This window comes from Pseudomonas sp. SAS7 (assembly GCF_052112345.1).
Classification (GTDB): domain Bacteria; phylum Pseudomonadota; class Gammaproteobacteria; order Pseudomonadales; family Pseudomonadaceae; genus Aquipseudomonas; species Aquipseudomonas putida_Q.
Genome location: NZ_JBEGGO010000011.1, coordinates 167,428 through 182,349, shown reverse-complemented (window position 1 = coordinate 182,349; position 14,922 = coordinate 167,428). Strand labels below are relative to the sequence as shown.

General features: G+C 64.2%; 15 protein-coding genes. All 15 read right to left on the bottom strand.

Features of this window, described 5'->3' with window-relative positions; genetic code table 11:
* Window positions 1-11: 11 nt before the first annotated feature.
* Entirely contained in the window at window positions 12-479 is a 468-nt protein-coding gene (gene fliN / locus ABI582_RS18980) for a flagellar motor switch protein FliN (RefSeq protein WP_049274740.1), read from the bottom strand.
* A 47-nt stretch (window positions 480-526) separates the two neighbouring features.
* Entirely contained in the window at window positions 527-1,495 is a 969-nt protein-coding gene (gene fliM, locus ABI582_RS18975) for a flagellar motor switch protein FliM (protein ID WP_013973595.1), read from the bottom strand.
* 9 nt (window positions 1,496-1,504) lie between these two features.
* On the bottom strand, window positions 1,505-2,002 hold the full coding sequence (gene fliL, locus ABI582_RS18970) for a flagellar basal body-associated protein FliL (RefSeq protein ID WP_338744774.1): 498 nt from the start codon (window positions 2,000-2,002) through the stop codon (window positions 1,505-1,507).
* A gap of 185 nt (window positions 2,003-2,187) precedes the next feature.
* Window positions 2,188-3,444 carry a flagellar hook-length control protein FliK gene (locus ABI582_RS18965; protein ID WP_442119929.1) on the bottom strand — a complete coding sequence of 419 codons (1,257 nt, stop codon included), beginning with the start codon at window positions 3,442-3,444 and terminating at the stop codon, window positions 2,188-2,190.
* A gap of 72 nt (window positions 3,445-3,516) precedes the next feature.
* Complete coding sequence (locus tag ABI582_RS18960; protein WP_442119928.1) at window positions 3,517-3,864, bottom strand: Hpt domain-containing protein; 348 nt, start codon at window positions 3,862-3,864, stop codon at window positions 3,517-3,519.
* Between the two features lie 48 nt (window positions 3,865-3,912).
* Complete coding sequence (locus ABI582_RS18955) at window positions 3,913-5,604, bottom strand: fused response regulator/phosphatase (RefSeq protein WP_442119927.1); 1,692 nt, start codon at window positions 5,602-5,604, stop codon at window positions 3,913-3,915.
* 8 nt (window positions 5,605-5,612) lie between these two features.
* Window positions 5,613-5,918, bottom strand: a complete 306-nt coding sequence (locus tag ABI582_RS18950) for an STAS domain-containing protein (RefSeq protein ID WP_016488428.1) — start codon at window positions 5,916-5,918, stop codon at window positions 5,613-5,615.
* 231 nt (window positions 5,919-6,149) lie between these two features.
* Window positions 6,150-6,602 (bottom strand): flagellar export protein FliJ, encoded by a 453-nt coding sequence (gene fliJ, locus ABI582_RS18945; RefSeq protein WP_063423077.1) that lies wholly within the window; start codon window positions 6,600-6,602, stop codon window positions 6,150-6,152.
* A 6-nt stretch (window positions 6,603-6,608) separates the two neighbouring features.
* On the bottom strand, window positions 6,609-7,964 hold the full coding sequence (fliI, locus tag ABI582_RS18940) for a flagellar protein export ATPase FliI (protein WP_043197133.1): 1,356 nt from the start codon (window positions 7,962-7,964) through the stop codon (window positions 6,609-6,611).
* A complete protein-coding gene (fliH, locus tag ABI582_RS18935; RefSeq protein ID WP_442119926.1) occupies window positions 7,954-8,748 on the bottom strand; it encodes a flagellar assembly protein FliH in 795 nt (264 codons plus the stop codon). Before fliH ends, fliI begins: the two co-directional genes overlap by 11 nt.
* A gap of 192 nt (window positions 8,749-8,940) precedes the next feature.
* Window positions 8,941-9,960 carry a flagellar motor switch protein FliG gene (gene fliG, locus ABI582_RS18930; protein WP_016488432.1) on the bottom strand — a complete coding sequence of 340 codons (1,020 nt, stop codon included), beginning with the start codon at window positions 9,958-9,960 and terminating at the stop codon, window positions 8,941-8,943.
* Window positions 9,953-11,731, bottom strand: coding sequence for a flagellar basal-body MS-ring/collar protein FliF (fliF, locus tag ABI582_RS18925; RefSeq protein WP_063423074.1), 1,779 nt, complete (start codon window positions 11,729-11,731; stop codon window positions 9,953-9,955). The genes fliG and fliF overlap by 8 nt, the downstream gene beginning before the upstream one ends.
* Before the next feature lie 15 nt (window positions 11,732-11,746).
* The gene (gene fliE, locus ABI582_RS18920; RefSeq protein ID WP_003254438.1) at window positions 11,747-12,079 is read right to left on the bottom strand and encodes a flagellar hook-basal body complex protein FliE; all 333 of its coding nucleotides are present in this window, start codon (window positions 12,077-12,079) and stop codon (window positions 11,747-11,749) included.
* A gap of 265 nt (window positions 12,080-12,344) precedes the next feature.
* Window positions 12,345-13,700 carry a sigma-54-dependent transcriptional regulator gene (locus ABI582_RS18915; protein WP_442119925.1) on the bottom strand — a complete coding sequence of 452 codons (1,356 nt, stop codon included), beginning with the start codon at window positions 13,698-13,700 and terminating at the stop codon, window positions 12,345-12,347.
* Window positions 13,700-14,917, bottom strand: coding sequence for a sensor histidine kinase (locus ABI582_RS18910; protein ID WP_442119924.1), 1,218 nt, complete (start codon window positions 14,915-14,917; stop codon window positions 13,700-13,702). The genes ABI582_RS18915 and ABI582_RS18910 overlap by 1 nt, the downstream gene beginning before the upstream one ends.
* Window positions 14,918-14,922: the final 5 nt, after the last annotated feature.

Below are 14,922 nucleotides of genomic sequence, written 5' to 3'. Positions count from 1 at the left end.
GTGCCCTTCACTCAGCGCAGCTTCTTGATACGTTCGCTGGGGCTGATCACGTCGGTCAGGCGAATGCCGAACTTCTCGTTGACCACCACCACTTCGCCATGGGCGATCAGCGTGCCGTTGACCAGCACGTCGAGCGGCTCGCCGGCCAGGCGGTCAAGCTCGATCACCGAGCCCTGGTTGAGCTGCAGCAGGTTGCGGATATTGATTTCGGTGCTGCCCACTTCCATGGAAATGTTCACCGGAATGTCCAGGATCACATCCAGGTTCGGGCCTTCGAGGCTGACGTTTTCGTTCGGCTTCGGCGAGCTGGCGAACTCTTCCATCGGCATGCGGCCAGCGCCGCCGCTGCTGCCGGTGTCACCGCCCAGCAGCGCATCGATGTCGGCCTGCCCGGCCGAGCCGGTTTCCTCAAGGGCCGCAGCCCACTCATCGGCCAGCGCCTGGTCCTCTGCGGAGGTGATCTCGTTTTCGTTAGCCATGGTTTCCTCGACAGGCATTCAATTCGTTATGAGCGACCGGCACGCCGTCAGCGGCGTTCGATCGGGTCGATGATCTGCAGGGCCAGGTTGCCCTTGTGCGAGCCCAGCCGCGCCTTGAACGACGGCACACCGTTGGCGCGCAGCACAAGGTGCTCGGGCAGCTCCACTGGGATCACGTCGCCAGGCTGCATGTGCAGGATGTCGCGCAGCTTCAGCTGGCGCCGGGCGACCGTGGCGGTCAGCGGCACGGCCACATCCAGCACGTCCTCGCGCAGGGCCTTGACCCAGCGCTCATCCTGGTCGTCCAGGTCGGACTGGAACCCGGCATCGAGCATTTCCCGCACCGGCTCGATCATCGAGTACGGCATGGTCACGTGCAGGTCGCCGCCACCACCGTCCAGCTCGATGTGGAAGGTGGACACCACCACCGCCTCGCTGGGGCCGACGATGTTGGCCATGGCCGGGTTGACCTCGGAGTTCATGTACTCGAAGGTGACCGGCATGATTGCCTGCCAGGCTTCCTTGAGGTCGACGAAACACTGGTCCAGGACCATGCGCACCACGCGCAACTCGGTAGGGGTGAATTCGCGGCCTTCGATCTTGGCGTGGCGGCCATCGCCACCGAAGAAGTTGTCCACCAGCTTGAACACCAGCTTGGCATCGAGGATGAACAGCGATGTGCCGCGCAGCGGCTTGATCTTGACCAGGTTGAGGCTGGTCGGCACGTACAGCGAGTGCACGTATTCGCCGAATTTCATCACCTGTACGCCACCCACGGCCACGTCGGCGGAACGGCGCAGCAGGTTGAACATGCTGATACGGGTGTAACGGGCGAAGCGCTCGTTGATCATTTCCAGGGTCGGCATGCGACCCCGTACGATACGGTCCTGACTGGTCAGGTCGTAACTTTTGATACTGCCAGGCTCGGATGCACTTTCGGTCTGCACCAGCCCGTCGTCGACGCCGTGCAACAGGGCATCGATTTCATCCTGGGACAGCAGGTCCTGTACGGCCATTGCGGACTCCTACTGCAATACGAAATTGGTGAACAGCAACTGGTCGATGACCGGCTTGCCGACTTCCTTCTGCGCCACTTCCTGGACCACGGCGGTAGCCTTCTGGCGCAACATCTCCTGCCCGACCGGGCTGCTGGCCAGGGTGTCGAAACCCTGCCCGGAGAACATCATCACCAGGTTGTTGCGGATCACCGGCATGTGCACCTTCAGGGCATCCAGGTCCGCCTGGTTGCGCGCCTGCATGGTGATGCTCAACTGCATGTAGCGCTGGCGGCCGTTCTGGTTGAAATTCACCACAAATGCCGGGGTCAGCGCCTCGTAGATCGCCGCTGGCTTGACGTTGCCGGCCGCAGGCTCGGCAGCCGGGGCCGAATCGCTCTTGTGCATGATGAACCAGGTAGCGCCCACCGAAAGGCCGATCGCCAGCAACAGGCCTACAACGGCCAGCAGGATCAGTTTGAGTTTGCCTTTAGTGGCGGGGTCTTTGACTGCTTCGCTCTTCGCCATGCCAATAATCCGTCGTCCATCGGGGGTTCAAAGGTGGATGGCTTGGCTTGAGCAAGTGTTATGCCAGAATGGGCCTGGACAGCCTGTACCGGCCTCTTCGCAGCACAAGGCTGCTCCTACAGGGGAATGCGATACCTGTAGGAGCAGCCTTGTGCTGCGAAGAGGCCGGCGCAGGCGAATGAGTTTCAGGCGTAGTAATCAACCGCACTGTCGCCGATAACCACCTGCTGCTCCACAGGCCGGGTGCCTTCGACGGGTTCGCCCCCGCCTTGCTCCGCCTGCCGCGCCGCCACCCCGGACAGGTTGCTGCCCTGCGCCTGCCCCTGCTGCTGTTGCTGCCCGCGCGACTGGTCGGCCACGTTGACATCCGGCTGGGCTAGCCCCTGCTGGGCGAACAGTTCGCGCAGGCGGTGGACCTGGCTGTCGAGGGCATCACGCACACCGGCGTGGCCGCTGATGAAGGTGACCTGGGTCGACTGGTCCGTCGCAACATTGACGCGAATGTCCAGGCGACCCAGCTCCGCCGGCTCCAACTGGATATCCGCCGACTTGAGGTTCTGGCTGGACAGGTACATGACCCGGTTGACCAGGCCCTCGGCCCAGGCACCCTGGTTCATCGGCAATGGCTGGTGCAACGGGCTGGCATTGGCCGGCACGGCATTGGCGGTCTTGGCCGTGGCAGCCTGGGTCAGGCTGGCCAGGCGATTGGCGAAATCATCGATGCGGGTGTCGCTGCTGGCGCTCTTGGTGTCTTTCAGGCCATCTTCAAGCAAGGCACCAAAGGCCTTGTCACTCGCCTCACCCGCTTCACCCTCGCTGTTGTCCACCAGATTCGCCAAGGTATTGACGGCTGCCTGACCATCTTCGCCTTGGGCCCGGGACGGATCCAGCGCATGTGCCGAAGTACCCCCCTTGGCCTGGGCGCTATGTTCCAACGCCAGGCGCAAGGTTGGCAGGTTGGCCAACGGGTCGGCATCGGGGTCGAAGGCTTCTTCGGCAGCGGGTTCTTCGGGCAGCGCAGCAACCTGCGCCGTGGCAGCCTGCAGTACCGGCGCGACGGCCTCGGCCTGGGCCTGGATCAGTTGCGCACCAGGCTGGGCGTCGGTGACCTGGCCGGCCACCAGGCTGGCATCACGCAGCCCGATATCGGCCTGGGCCGCGTCGTCAGCTGGCAATTTGTTGCCGTCATCGGCAACCGCAGTTTTGTCGGTGGGGTCTTTCTTGCCACCCGCTGCCGCCTCAGGTTTGTCTTTGGGCTTGGCCGGGGCAGCCTTGTCATCCTGCCCGACGGCCTTGTCACGCCCCTGCCTGGCCATCACCTGGCCAAAGCCGTCGCCCTTGTCACCCAGCGCCTGCAGCGGTTTATCCGCCTGCGCGGTGGCCGAACGCGAGGTGCTGGTAATGGCGTTGGCTTGCAACAAAGGGTTGGGTGCGACAGGCATTGAGCGGTCTCCGCGCCAGGAACAGAAAGATCATCCAGCCGGAGAAAAGCAAGACTCGCGCCAACTTACACATCAGCCTGCAGAAATACGCTGATGCTCATCGCGGTAGAAGTGCTGCACCTCGACATATTCCAGATCAATGCGGTTGATCAGGTCTTCGATCCCATACAGCGGGCGCTGCCGCGCGCGGTCTTCCAGTTGCTGGCACAGGCAAGCCAAGGCCACGGCGCCCATGTTGCTGCTGCTGCCCTTGAAGCTGTGGGCGGCCGCACCGAGCTCTTCGGCGCTTTTGGCCGCGTGCAGCTGGCTCAGGCGCCGTTCAGAGTCGTCGAGAAAGGTTTGCACCAACTGCAGGTAGCCATCCTCCATGACTTCACGCAGGTCACTGAGGACCTTGTGGTCAATATGCATGTCAGTCACTTGTTCACTCCTTGATCAAGCCAGATTATGCCCGAGCCAGCCTGTGGCTCACCATACGAACTCCACATGTGCGCAACGCCCGCCTTCGCTCCAGCGGGCATTGCTGGCCAGCCGCTGAATCAGGTTAAGGCCCCGCCCGCTCAGGCCCTTCGCCAGCGAGGGCCGCGACAGCACACGCTGCACATCGAACCCGGCGCCGCTGTCGAGGACCTCAATCATCAGACGCCCGCCATCGGCATGCGGTTCAACCGTAAAGTCGATACGCACGAAACCGTCGGTCAACGCACTCAGACGCCGGGCGCGCTCCTGATAATAATCGGCAAACCCCTGTACATCGCGCTTGAGCCGCGAGTCCAGGCCCAACACGCCATGTTCCAGGGCGTTGGAATACAGTTCGCTGAGCACTGCGTGCAGGCTGCCGGTGCGCGCACGCAGGCCGTGTATTTCCTGTAGCAACTGCACCAGGTACGGCACCGGATTGAAGCGCTTGAGGCTCTCGCCACGCACCTCGAACCCCAGCGACCAGTCCAGGGGGCTGGAGCGGCCGCTATCAGAGTAGATCATCGGCGCCGGCACCCGCTCCTCAGCGCTGAACATGCGGATGTCGCACAGGCTGATGTCATCACGCGGGTGCCCGCCAAATTGCTCCAGCGCCTGCATCACTTCATCGAACAGCTGCGCAGGGTCGCGGTTGTCGGCCAGCACCGCACGCAAACGCTCCACGCCGAATAACCGTTCCTGGTCATCGGCGGTGTCCAGCACGCCGTCCGACAACAGCAACAAGCGCTCGCCCGGCGCCAACGGCAGCACTTCAGTGCTGTCATCGAAACGCTCTGCAGCCAGGATACCCAGCGGCAGGTGCCGAGAACTCAGTGATGATAGCATATGGCCATTTACCGACAGGCGATAGCCATCGGGCATGCCCCCGTTCCACACCTCGACCGAACCGCGCTGCAAACTGAGGTCGAGCAGCAGTGCACAGCAGAACATGTCCACCGGCAGGATGCGTTTGAGCTTGGCGTTCATCTCGCGCAGGATCTGCGCCATGCCGTAGCCCTTGGCGGTCATGCCGTAGAACACTTCGGCCAGCGGCATCGCCCCTACCGCCGCTGGCAGACCATGGCCGGTGAAATCGCCAAGCAGCACACGCATGTCACCGGCCGGCGTGAACGCGGCCAGCATCAGGTCGCCGTTGAACAGCGCATAGGGCGATTGCAGGTAGCGGATGTTGGGGGCAGAAAGGCAGCCGGAGTGGGCCACCTTGTCGAACACCGCCTTGGCCACCCGCTGCTCGTTGAGCAGGTGGTGGTGATGCCGGGTAATCTGGTCACGCTGCTCCAGCACGGTAGCCTGCAGCCGGCGCAGGCGGTCCATGGCGCGGATCTTGGCGCCGAGGATCACCGCACTGTAGGGCTTGGCCATGAAGTCATCGCCCCCGGCCTCCAGGCAGCGCACCAGGCCCTCTTCCTCATTCAGCGACGTCAGGAAAATGATCGGCACCAGCGCCTCACCGGCCAGGGCCTTGATCTGCCGCGCCGCCTCGAAGCCGTCCATCACCGGCATCAGCGCATCCAGCAGCACCAGCTGCGGGCGCCGCTCGACGAACAGCGCCACCGCCTGCTCGCCGTTTTCTGCGGTGAATACCTGATGGCCCTGGCGGCGCACGATCTGCGCCAACAGCATTCTATCGGCGGCACCGTCTTCGGCGACCAGCACGCTCAACGCCTGTTGGGGCGGCATGTCGGCGCTCAACTGATGTCGAACAATTTTTCGAAATTGGAGATGGCGAGGATCTTGCGCACATCGGAGCTGGCGTGCACCACGCGCACATCCGACTCATCGCCGCCCGCATGGTCCCTCAGCAACAGCAGCATGCCGAGCGCAGAACTGTCGAGGTAGGTGGTGTCTTTCAGGTCAACGATTACCGAATCAGGCCTATAGGGCTGGCGTTCGTAGGCGTCACGAAATTCCTGATGTTTGCCGAAATCGAAGCGCCCTTTGATCTTGATCGTCAGCTTTTTCCCTTCCTGCGAAAAATCAGTCTCGACTGCCATGCTAGCGATTCCTTCGATGATGGCGAATGCAACTCCATTAAGGTTTAGCAGGCGATGGCATGGGTGGCAAGGATATGGCTCCAGCAGGCGACGTGGCCCCTGCAGGAGCAGCCTTGCGCTGCGAAGAGGCCGGTAACGCCAAAGATTAGCTTTGGCTGCAATGGCCTCTTCGCAGCGCAAGGCTGCTCCTACAGGGGCGCGCGGTTGCCTGATTGATGGTGCAAGACAGGATTAAAAGTGGTTTTGGCGGGGCAGGCGCTGCGACAGTTCATCCAGCAGCCGCTGCTCACGCTTGTCTTCGGCGCGCCGGGCTTCGTCCAGGTAGCGCTGCACCAGCTTGCGTAAACCCTCTACCCGGGCATAGGCCTGCTGCCAGGTGCCACGGGCGTTGTTGAGGTTGTTCTGGTGCCACACCAGGCTCTGGCGCTGCTGGGTCATGGCCGTTTCCAGCTGCCCCAGAAAACGCTGGTAGTTGACCAGCCAGCTGCCATTGACCCCCTGCCCGCCGCGGTTGATCCACTGCAGCTGGTAATCCTCGCGAAACCGTTCGAGTTCGGCCAGCTTGGCCTGGGACGTGGCCACCTGCTGCTGGAAATGCCCAAGGCGCTGGGCGGCCTTGCGCTCGGCTTCCTCGGCCATGTCCACCACCGGCGCCAGGCGCGCAGCGCGTCCGGGCAGCGCCATGGCCTATCAGCCCGCCGGGGGCGTGAAGATCGCCCCCAGCTGTTCGCGGCTCTGCGCCATGCCCACATTCTCCTGCAGGCCTTGGCGCAGAAACTCCACCAGCTTCGATTGCAAGGCAATGGCCAGGTCGGTTTCCGGGTCACCGCCAGCCACATAGGCGCCCACGCTGATCAGGTCGCGGCTTTGCGACAGGCGCGACCACAGCTGCTTGAACTTCTGCGCCTGGCGCAAGTGGTCGGCATCGACCACCTGGGGCATCACCCGGCTGATCGAGGCTTCGATGTCGATGGCCGGGTAATGGCCCTCTTCGGCCAGCCGGCGGGACAGCACGAAGTGGCCGTCGAGCACACCGCGCGCCGAGTCGGCGATCGGGTCCTGCTGGTCATCACCTTCGGACAACACGGTGTAAAACGCGGTAATCGAACCACCGCCCGCCTCGCCATTGCCCGCCCGCTCCACCAGCTTGGGCAGCTTGGCGAATACCGACGGCGGGTAACCCCGGGTGGCCGGTGGCTCGCCGATGGCCAGGGCAATTTCACGCTGGGCCTGGGCGAAACGGGTGAGCGAGTCCATCAGCAACAGCACGTTCTTGCCCTTGTCGCGGAAGTACTCGGCAATGCGCGTGCAATACATGGCAGCACGCAGGCGCATCAGCGGCGCATCGTCGGCAGGCGAAGCCACCACCACCGAACGCTTGAGGCCTTCTTCGCCCAGGATGTGCTCGATGAACTCCTTCACCTCACGGCCCCGTTCGCCGATCAGGCCAACCACGATGATCTCGGCTTCGGTGAAGCGGGTCATCATGCCCAGCAACACCGACTTACCTACGCCAGTACCGGCGAACAGGCCCAGGCGCTGGCCGCGACCGACGGTCAGCAGGCCATTGATGCTGCGGATGCCCACGTCCAGCGGCTTGCTGATGGGGTCACGGTTGAGCGGGTTGATCACCGGGCCGTCCATCGGCACCCAGTCCTCGGCCTTCATCCCGCCCTTGCCATCCAGCGCACGCCCCGCGCCGTCCAGCACACGGCCGAGCATGCTCATGCCCATGGGCAGCCGGCCGCCGTCATCCAGCGGCACCACCCGGGCGCCGGGGGCGATACCGACAATGCTGCCGACGGGCATGAGGAACACCTTGGGCCCGGCAAAACCCATGACTTCGGCTTCTACCTGGACCGGGTGGTAGCTGTCGTCGTTGATCACCAGGCAGCGGCTACCCACCGCGGCGCGCAGGCCTTCGGCCTCCAGGGTGAGCCCGACCATGCGCAGCAGGCGGCCTTCGACGATGGGCTGGGCCGGCAGCTCGATGGCCTCGGCATAACTGCCCAGGCGCTTGCCGAAGCTGGTGCGCTTAAGGTGCATCAGGGCTTTCCACCGAACGCTCGACCGGGGCGTCCAGGTCTACCGACATGTCTGGCGCCGCCGGGTGCAGGGAATGGTCGTGCAACTGGTCGAACAACTGCGCCACGGCTTTCTCGATGCGCGTTTCCATGGTCGCATCGATGCGGCTATGGGCAGTTTCGATACGGCAGCCCCCCGGCAGAAGTGCGCTGTCTTCCAGCAACCGCCAGTTTTCCTCATGGCGTTCGCGCAGGGCTTTGGCCAGCTCGAAGTCCTGCGGGTTGAGGTGGATGCGGATATTGTCCGCGCCCACGGGCAGCAGCTTCAGGGCTTCGCGCAGCACCTGGGTAATCTGGCTGGAGTCGTTGCGCAATTCGCGGCCGATCACCTGACGTGTCATGTGCGCCACCAGGTGCACGAGGGTTTTCTCGATCTGGGTGTCTTGCTCGGCGATCGGCTCCATCAGGTTGGCCATCAGCTGCTCAAGGCTGTCGAGCTTGGCCTGCAGGGCCGCCTCGGCCTCTTGGCGGACCTTGAGCTGGGTGCTGTGAAAGCCCTCTCGCTCGCCGGTGGCGAAGCCTTCGTTGTAGGCTTCCTGGCGGATGGCCTCGAGCTCTTCCAGGGTGAGCGGCTGGACTTCTTCCAGCGGCACTTCCTCGATCTCTTCCTCGACCGGCTCGGGTTCCGGCTCAGGCTCGGGTACGGGCTCTGGCTCCGGGTCGAAGCTGGGCAGCGTCCACACGTCCACGCCCTCGAGGTCGCGGGCGCGGATCAGGTCGCTGGGGTGATGTTCTTTGCTGGACATGTTTTAAAGTACTCAAAAGCCATCAGCAACCAACGCGCCCCCTTGTAGGAGCGGCCTTGTGTCGCGACAGGGCCGCAAAGCGGCCCCGGCAATAGTTGCGGCGAAGCTGAAATCTGGGGCCGCTTTGCGGCCCTATCGCGACACAAGGCCGCTCCTACAAAGTGCGGTGTCGGCCTGTAGAGCGCAAATGCTTTAGATCATTTCCTCGGCACCCTTGCCGCCGAGCACGATCTCGCCGGCCTCGGCCATGCGGCGGGCGATGGTGAGGATTTCCTTCTGCGCCGTTTCCACGTCGCTGACCCGCACCGGCCCCTTGGCCTCCAGGTCGTCGCGCAGCAGTTCGGAGGCACGTTTGGACATGTTCTTGAAAATCTTGTCCTTGACCCGCTCGTCGGCGCCCTTGAGCGACACCACCAGCACGTCGGACGACACTTCGCGCAGCAGCGCCTGGATGCCACGGTCGTCGACGTCGGCCAGGTTGTTGAAGACGAACATCAGGTCTTCGATCTGCTCCGACAGGTCGCTGTCGACTTCGCGGATCGCATCCATCAGTGCACCTTCCACCGAGCTGTCCAGGAAGTTCATGATGTCGGCAGCGCGCTTGATACCGCCCAAGGTGGTGCGCGCGGCGTTGGAGTTGCCCGAGAACTGCTTCTCGAGGATCTGGTTCAACTCTTTCAGCGCCGCCGGCTGCACGGTGTTCAGCGACGACACGCGCAAGACGATGTCCAGGCGCACCTTGTGGTCGAAGTTGCTCAGCACTTCGCCGGCCTGGTCAGGGTCGAGGTAAGCGACCACGATAGCCTGGATCTGCGGGTGCTCGTAGCGGATCACGTCGGCTACCGCGCGCGGTTCCATCCATTTCAGGCTGTCCAGGCCACTGGTGTTGCCACCCAGCAGGATGCGGTCGACCAGGCCATTGGCCTTGTCCTCGCCCAAGGCCTGGTTGAGCATCTTGCGGATGTAGGCATCGGACCCCACGCCCAGGCTGGTCTGGTCGCCGACAATGTCGACGAACTCGCTCATCACCTGCTCGACCTGGTCACGGTGCACATTACCCATCTGCGCCATGGCCACACCCACCCGCTGCACTTCCTTGGGGCCCATGTGGCGCAGCACCTGGGCCGCATCGGTCTCGCCCAGCGAAAGCAGGAGGATTGCCGCCTTGTCGACACGGCTCAGCTTGGCGGTAACGGCTCGGTTATCACTCATCGGCGTTGATCCAGTCTTTGACGACCTGGGCTACACGGCCCGGGTCTTCGGCCACCAGGCCTTTGATTGCGTTGAGCTGTGCCTCGTAACCCTCGCTCGGGCTAGGCAGCAGAATGCTTGTCGGGCCACCCAGGCTGACGCGGTCGTTGGCCAGTTCGCCATCCAACCCCACCATGCCGCCCAGCTCCATGTCGCTATCCGAAGCAGCCTGCTTGCCGCCCCCTGTAATGTTGTTGAGCACCGGCCGCAGCACGCCGAACACCAGCACCAGAATGAACACCACGCCCAGCACTTGCTTGACGATGTCCCAGAACCATGGCTGCTGGTAAAAGGCGATATCGGCAATTTCTTCGTTACGGTCGGCGGCAAATGGCACGTTGATCACCGTCACGCTGTCACCACGGCTAGCGTCGAAGCCGACCGCGTCCTGCACCAGGCGGGTGAAGCGCGCCAGATCTTCGGCAGCCCACGGTGCACGGCTGGTGTTGCCGGTGGCCGGGTCGATCTTGACCTGGTCGTCCACCACCACTGCCACCGACAGGCGGGTCATGCGCCCCTGCTGCTGGCGGGTGTGGCTGATGGAGCGGTCCAGCTCGAAGTTCTTGGTGCTTTGCTGGCGTTTGTCCGACGGGTACGGTGCGAGCATCGGTTGGCCGGTGGCCGGGTCCATGATCTGCTGGCCGTTGGCATCCACCAGCGGTTGGCCAGGCTGAATGGCTGCGGCCGGGGTAGCGGCGCCACCAGTGGTTTGCGGTGCCGAGGCAGCGCCTGGCGGCTGGTTGCTCAGCGCGCCAGGCACGCCTTGCGGGCCCTGGCTGCTGGCGCGTTGTTCGTCAACCGACTGTTCGCTGCGCAGCGCCGGCTGGTCGGGGTTGAACTGCTCGGCGGTGGACTCGACGGCACTGAAGTCCAGGTCGGCAGACACCTCGGCCTTGTAGCGGTCATTGCCCAGCACGGGCTGCAGGATGTTGCGCACGCGCTGGGTGAGCATGCTTTCCATGCGGCGGCTGTAGTCGTACTGCTTGCCGGCCTCGGTCAGGGCAGAGTCCTGCAGCTGCTCGGACAGCAAGTTACCTTTCTGGTCGACCACGGTGACCTGGGATTTGTCCAGCTCCGGCACACTGGTTGCCACCAGGTTGACGATGGCCGACACCTGACCGGCTTCCAGGGCACGGCCCGGGTACAGCTCGACCAGTACCGAGGCGCTGGGCTTGCGGTCGTCGCGCACGAACACCGAGCTTTTCGGGATAGCCAGGTGCACGCGTGCGGCCTTGACGTTGTTCAGGCTGGAAACGGTACGCGCCAGCTCGCCTTCCAGGCTGCGGCGGTAGCGAGTGGCTTCCATGAACTGGCTGGTGCCCAGGCCCTGCTCCTTGTCGAGCAGTTCGAAGCCAACATTGCCATCGCTGGGCGCCACGCCGGCGGCCGCCAGTTTCAGGCGCGCACGGGAGAGGTCGTCGGCCTTGACCAGCAGAGCACCGGAGTTGGGCTCGACGTTATAGGGGATGTCAGCAGCAGCCAGGGTGTCCATGACCTGCTTGGTGTCCATGCCCGACAGGCTGCCGTACAGCGGACGGTAATCGGGTTGTTGCGACCACAGCACCACGGCAAAGCCGATTGCCACGCTGGCCGCCAGGCCGACCATGAGGCCGACTTGGCGCAGCATGGGCATCTGCGCGATGTTTTCCAGGAACGACATACCTGGCAGCGGGCGCTTGGCCGCTGCCGGGCCCGTCTTGGCGGGGGGGTTGTCGACGACTGCTTCAGCCATGGTCTACGTCCGTCCTCAAACCGGCATCTGCATGATGTCCTGGTACGCCTGGACCAGCTTGTTGCGTACCTGGGTCATGGCCTGCATCGACACACTGGCCTTTTGCGAAGCGATCATCACGTCGGTCAGGTCGACGCCGCTCTTGCCGATCTCGAAGGCATTGGCCAGCTGGGTCGATGCCTGCTGGGTCTCATGCACCTTGCCGATGGCCTGGCCAAGCATGTCGGCAAAGGTACTCTGCCCCGGCGCCAGCTCGGGGGCGGCGGTGACCTTGGGCAGCGACATGGCATCGGCCTGCATGGCCCGCATGTCCAGCATCAGACGATTGAATTCAACACCTTGGCTCATGACCCTTCTCTCTCCTGCGGCCGCATTTTTTTGACACTCATGCGGCGAATAGCCTACGTAAAGCAACAAAGGTGCCAGCCTTTGCGACCACGCCCACTTGGTTTAACGCCTCCCCTGTAGGAGCGGCCTTGTGCCGCGAAAGGGTCGCGCAGCGGCCCCCGGCATTCTCTGCGGCGAAGCTGAAATCTGGGGCCGCTTCGCGACCCTTTCGCGGCACAAGGCCGCTCCTACAGGGGGTCGCGCCTGCTGCCAGGTGCGGTGTTCGTCAGCCGAACAGGCTGGCCTCGACGTCGAACCCGGCATCGCGCATCTGCGCCAGCTTGTAACGCAAGGTGCGCGGGCTGATGCCCAGGCGCTCGGCCGCCTCTTTGCGCCGACCGCGCTCGGCGCGCAGGGTCTCGATGATCATCTGGTACTCATGGCGGCGCATGTCATCGCCCAGCCCGCTGGCCTCGGCCGCTACTTCAGGTAATGGCTCTATGCCAGCCGACAAGGGAATGGCGCCTGCCAGACAAAAATCCGCCGCCTCGATCACACCACCCTGCTGCAGGATCAACGCCCGCTGAAGCGCGTTGTCCAGTTCGCGCACGTTGCCCGGCCAGGCATAGGCCTGCAGGCAGGCCCGGGCCTGCGGCGACAGGCGCACCGGGGCGTGTTTCATCTTGACCGCGTGGCGGGCCAGCAGGCGCTCGGCCAGTTGCAGGATGTCGCCTGGGCGCTCACGCAACGGACACCAAGCCAGGGGGAACACTGACAGGCGGTAGAACAGGTCTTCACGGAAGCGCCCGGCCGCTACTTCGCCGGCCAGGTCGCGGTTGGTCGTGGCCAGCACGCGGATGTCCAGGCTGATCGGCTTGCGCCCGCCCACCCGTTCCACTTCGCGCTCCTGCAGCACGCGCAACAGCTTGGCCTGCAAGGCCATTGGCATTTCCGAGATTTCGTCGAGCAGCAGGGTGCCCCCTTCGGCCTGCTCGAACTTGCCGGCCTGGGCGGCAATGGCACCGGTGAAAGCACCCTTTTCATGGCCGAACAGGGTGGCTTCGAGCATGTTGTCGGGGATGGCCGCGCAGTTGATGGCCACGAAGGGCTGCGCCGCCCGCGGCGACTGCTGGTGAATGTAGCGCGCCAGCACTTCCTTGCCGGTGCCGGACTCACCAGAAATCAGCACGGTCGAGTCACTGCGCGCCACGCGCGCAGCCAGCTCCAGCAATTGGCGGCTGACCGGCTCGCAGGCCACCGGGCCCTCGTCAGCGGACACCCGCCCGGCGGCATGCCGCTCGACCAGGCTGAGCAGCGCCTTGGGCTCGAACGGCTTGACCAGATAGTCGGCAGCACCTTGGCGCATGGCCTCGACGGCACGCTCGACGGCGGCGTGCGCCGTCATCAACAGCACCGGCAGCTGGGGTTGCTGGCGGCGCAACTGGCTCAACAACTGATGCCCGTCCATACCGGGCATGTTCACATCGCTGACCACCAGGCTGAAGGCATCATCCACCACCGCCTCCAGCGCTTCTTCGGCACTGCCCACTGCCTGGTAGGCGAAACCGCCGATTTCCAGGGTATCGCCCAGCGCTTGGCGCAATACGCGATCGTCCTCGACCAGCAGCACCTTGATTGCCATTACACCCCCTCCGCCAATTGCCCGTCGATCAACGGCAGCTCTACCCGCACGCAGGTGCCTCGGCCCACCTTCGAACGCAGGCTGATAGCGCCCTGGTGTGCACGCACCACAGCCTTGACCACCGCCAGGCCGAGGCCGGTGCCAGTGGCCTTGGTGGTCAGGAACGGCTCGCCAAGGCGCGCCAACAACTCGGCGGCGATACCGCTGCCGGCGTCACTGACACACAGATGCAGGGTGCGCTCGCGACGGAACAGGTGCACCTTCAAGCGCGCTGGGCCGTCGCTGGCCTGCAGGGCATTTTCGATCAGGTTGAGCAAGGCGCCGACCAGCGTGTCGCGGTTGCACAACAGCTCACCCAGATGGCTGTCGCACTGCCACCGCACGGTGTGCCCCTGCACATGCGCCTGAGCCGCCTGCTGCAGGGCCTGGAAAAGGGCTTTTGGGGTAACACGATCACCCAGCGGCAACTCGCCACGGGCGAACACCAGCATGTCGCGCACCTGGTGCTCCAGCTCGTGCAGGCGCTCCTTCAAGGTACCGGCGAAACGCTGGCGGGTTTCCGGGCTCAGCTGTTGCTCGCTGTCAGCGAGGTGGCTGGCGTAGAGCATGGCGGCCGACAGCGGCGTGCGGATTTGATGCGCCAGCGAAGCGACCATGCGCCCCAGCGACGACAGGCGCTCGTGGCGGGCCAGCTGGTCTTGCAGGCGACGGGTTTCAGTCAGGTCGTTGAGCAGCACCAGCTGGCCGGGTTCGGCATCCAGCGAACGGGTGGCGATGGACAGCCGGCGGCCGTCGCGCAGCGAGATTTCATGGCCATCGTCCTTGCGCGGCGCAAAGCTGCGGGCGATCACCTGGCGCCACAGTTCGCCGATCAGCGGTTCACCGAGCAGTTCGCAGGCAGCCGGGTTGGCTTCACGTACAAGGCCATGGCCATCGATCACGATTACCCCACCGGGTAGCAGGGCCAGCAGGTTCTGCAGGCGGTTGGCCAAGCGTTCCTTTTCGCTCAGTTCTTCGATGCGCTGGGCACTGACCACGGCCAGCTCGCCCTTGAGTTCACTGACCCGGGCTTCGAGCAGGCTGTAGGACTGGCTGAGTTGGCTGGACACCTGGTTGAACAGGGCGAAGGCTTGCTCGATACCCTGGTGGCTGTCCTGCTCGACCGGGGTCTGCCCCTGCTGATTGGGGGCTCGGGTTACGTGGGCGGCCTGGGGCATCGTGC

Coding starts and splice junctions, on each gene's coding strand:
- fliN (WP_049274740.1), bottom strand. CDS start 479: ATGGCTAACGAAAACGAGATCACCTCCGCAGAGGACCAGGCGCTGGCC.
- fliM (WP_013973595.1), bottom strand. CDS start 1,495: ATGGCCGTACAGGACCTGCTGTCCCAGGATGAAATCGATGCCCTGTTG.
- fliL (WP_338744774.1), bottom strand. CDS start 2,002: ATGGCGAAGAGCGAAGCAGTCAAAGACCCCGCCACTAAAGGCAAACTC.
- ABI582_RS18965 (WP_442119929.1), bottom strand. CDS start 3,444: ATGCCTGTCGCACCCAACCCTTTGTTGCAAGCCAACGCCATTACCAGC.
- ABI582_RS18955 (WP_442119927.1), bottom strand. CDS start 5,604: ATGCCGCCCCAACAGGCGTTGAGCGTGCTGGTCGCCGAAGACGGTGCC.
- ABI582_RS18950 (WP_016488428.1), bottom strand. CDS start 5,918: ATGGCAGTCGAGACTGATTTTTCGCAGGAAGGGAAAAAGCTGACGATC.
- fliJ (WP_063423077.1), bottom strand. CDS start 6,602: ATGGCGCTGCCCGGACGCGCTGCGCGCCTGGCGCCGGTGGTGGACATG.
- fliI (WP_043197133.1), bottom strand. CDS start 7,964: ATGCACCTTAAGCGCACCAGCTTCGGCAAGCGCCTGGGCAGTTATGCC.
- fliH (WP_442119926.1), bottom strand. CDS start 8,748: ATGTCCAGCAAAGAACATCACCCCAGCGACCTGATCCGCGCCCGCGAC.
- fliG (WP_016488432.1), bottom strand. CDS start 9,960: ATGAGTGATAACCGAGCCGTTACCGCCAAGCTGAGCCGTGTCGACAAG.
- fliF (WP_063423074.1), bottom strand. CDS start 11,731: ATGGCTGAAGCAGTCGTCGACAACCCCCCCGCCAAGACGGGCCCGGCA.
- fliE (WP_003254438.1), bottom strand. CDS start 12,079: ATGAGCCAAGGTGTTGAATTCAATCGTCTGATGCTGGACATGCGGGCC.
- ABI582_RS18915 (WP_442119925.1), bottom strand. CDS start 13,700: ATGGCAATCAAGGTGCTGCTGGTCGAGGACGATCGCGTATTGCGCCAA.
- ABI582_RS18910 (WP_442119924.1), bottom strand. CDS start 14,917: ATGCCCCAGGCCGCCCACGTAACCCGAGCCCCCAATCAGCAGGGGCAG.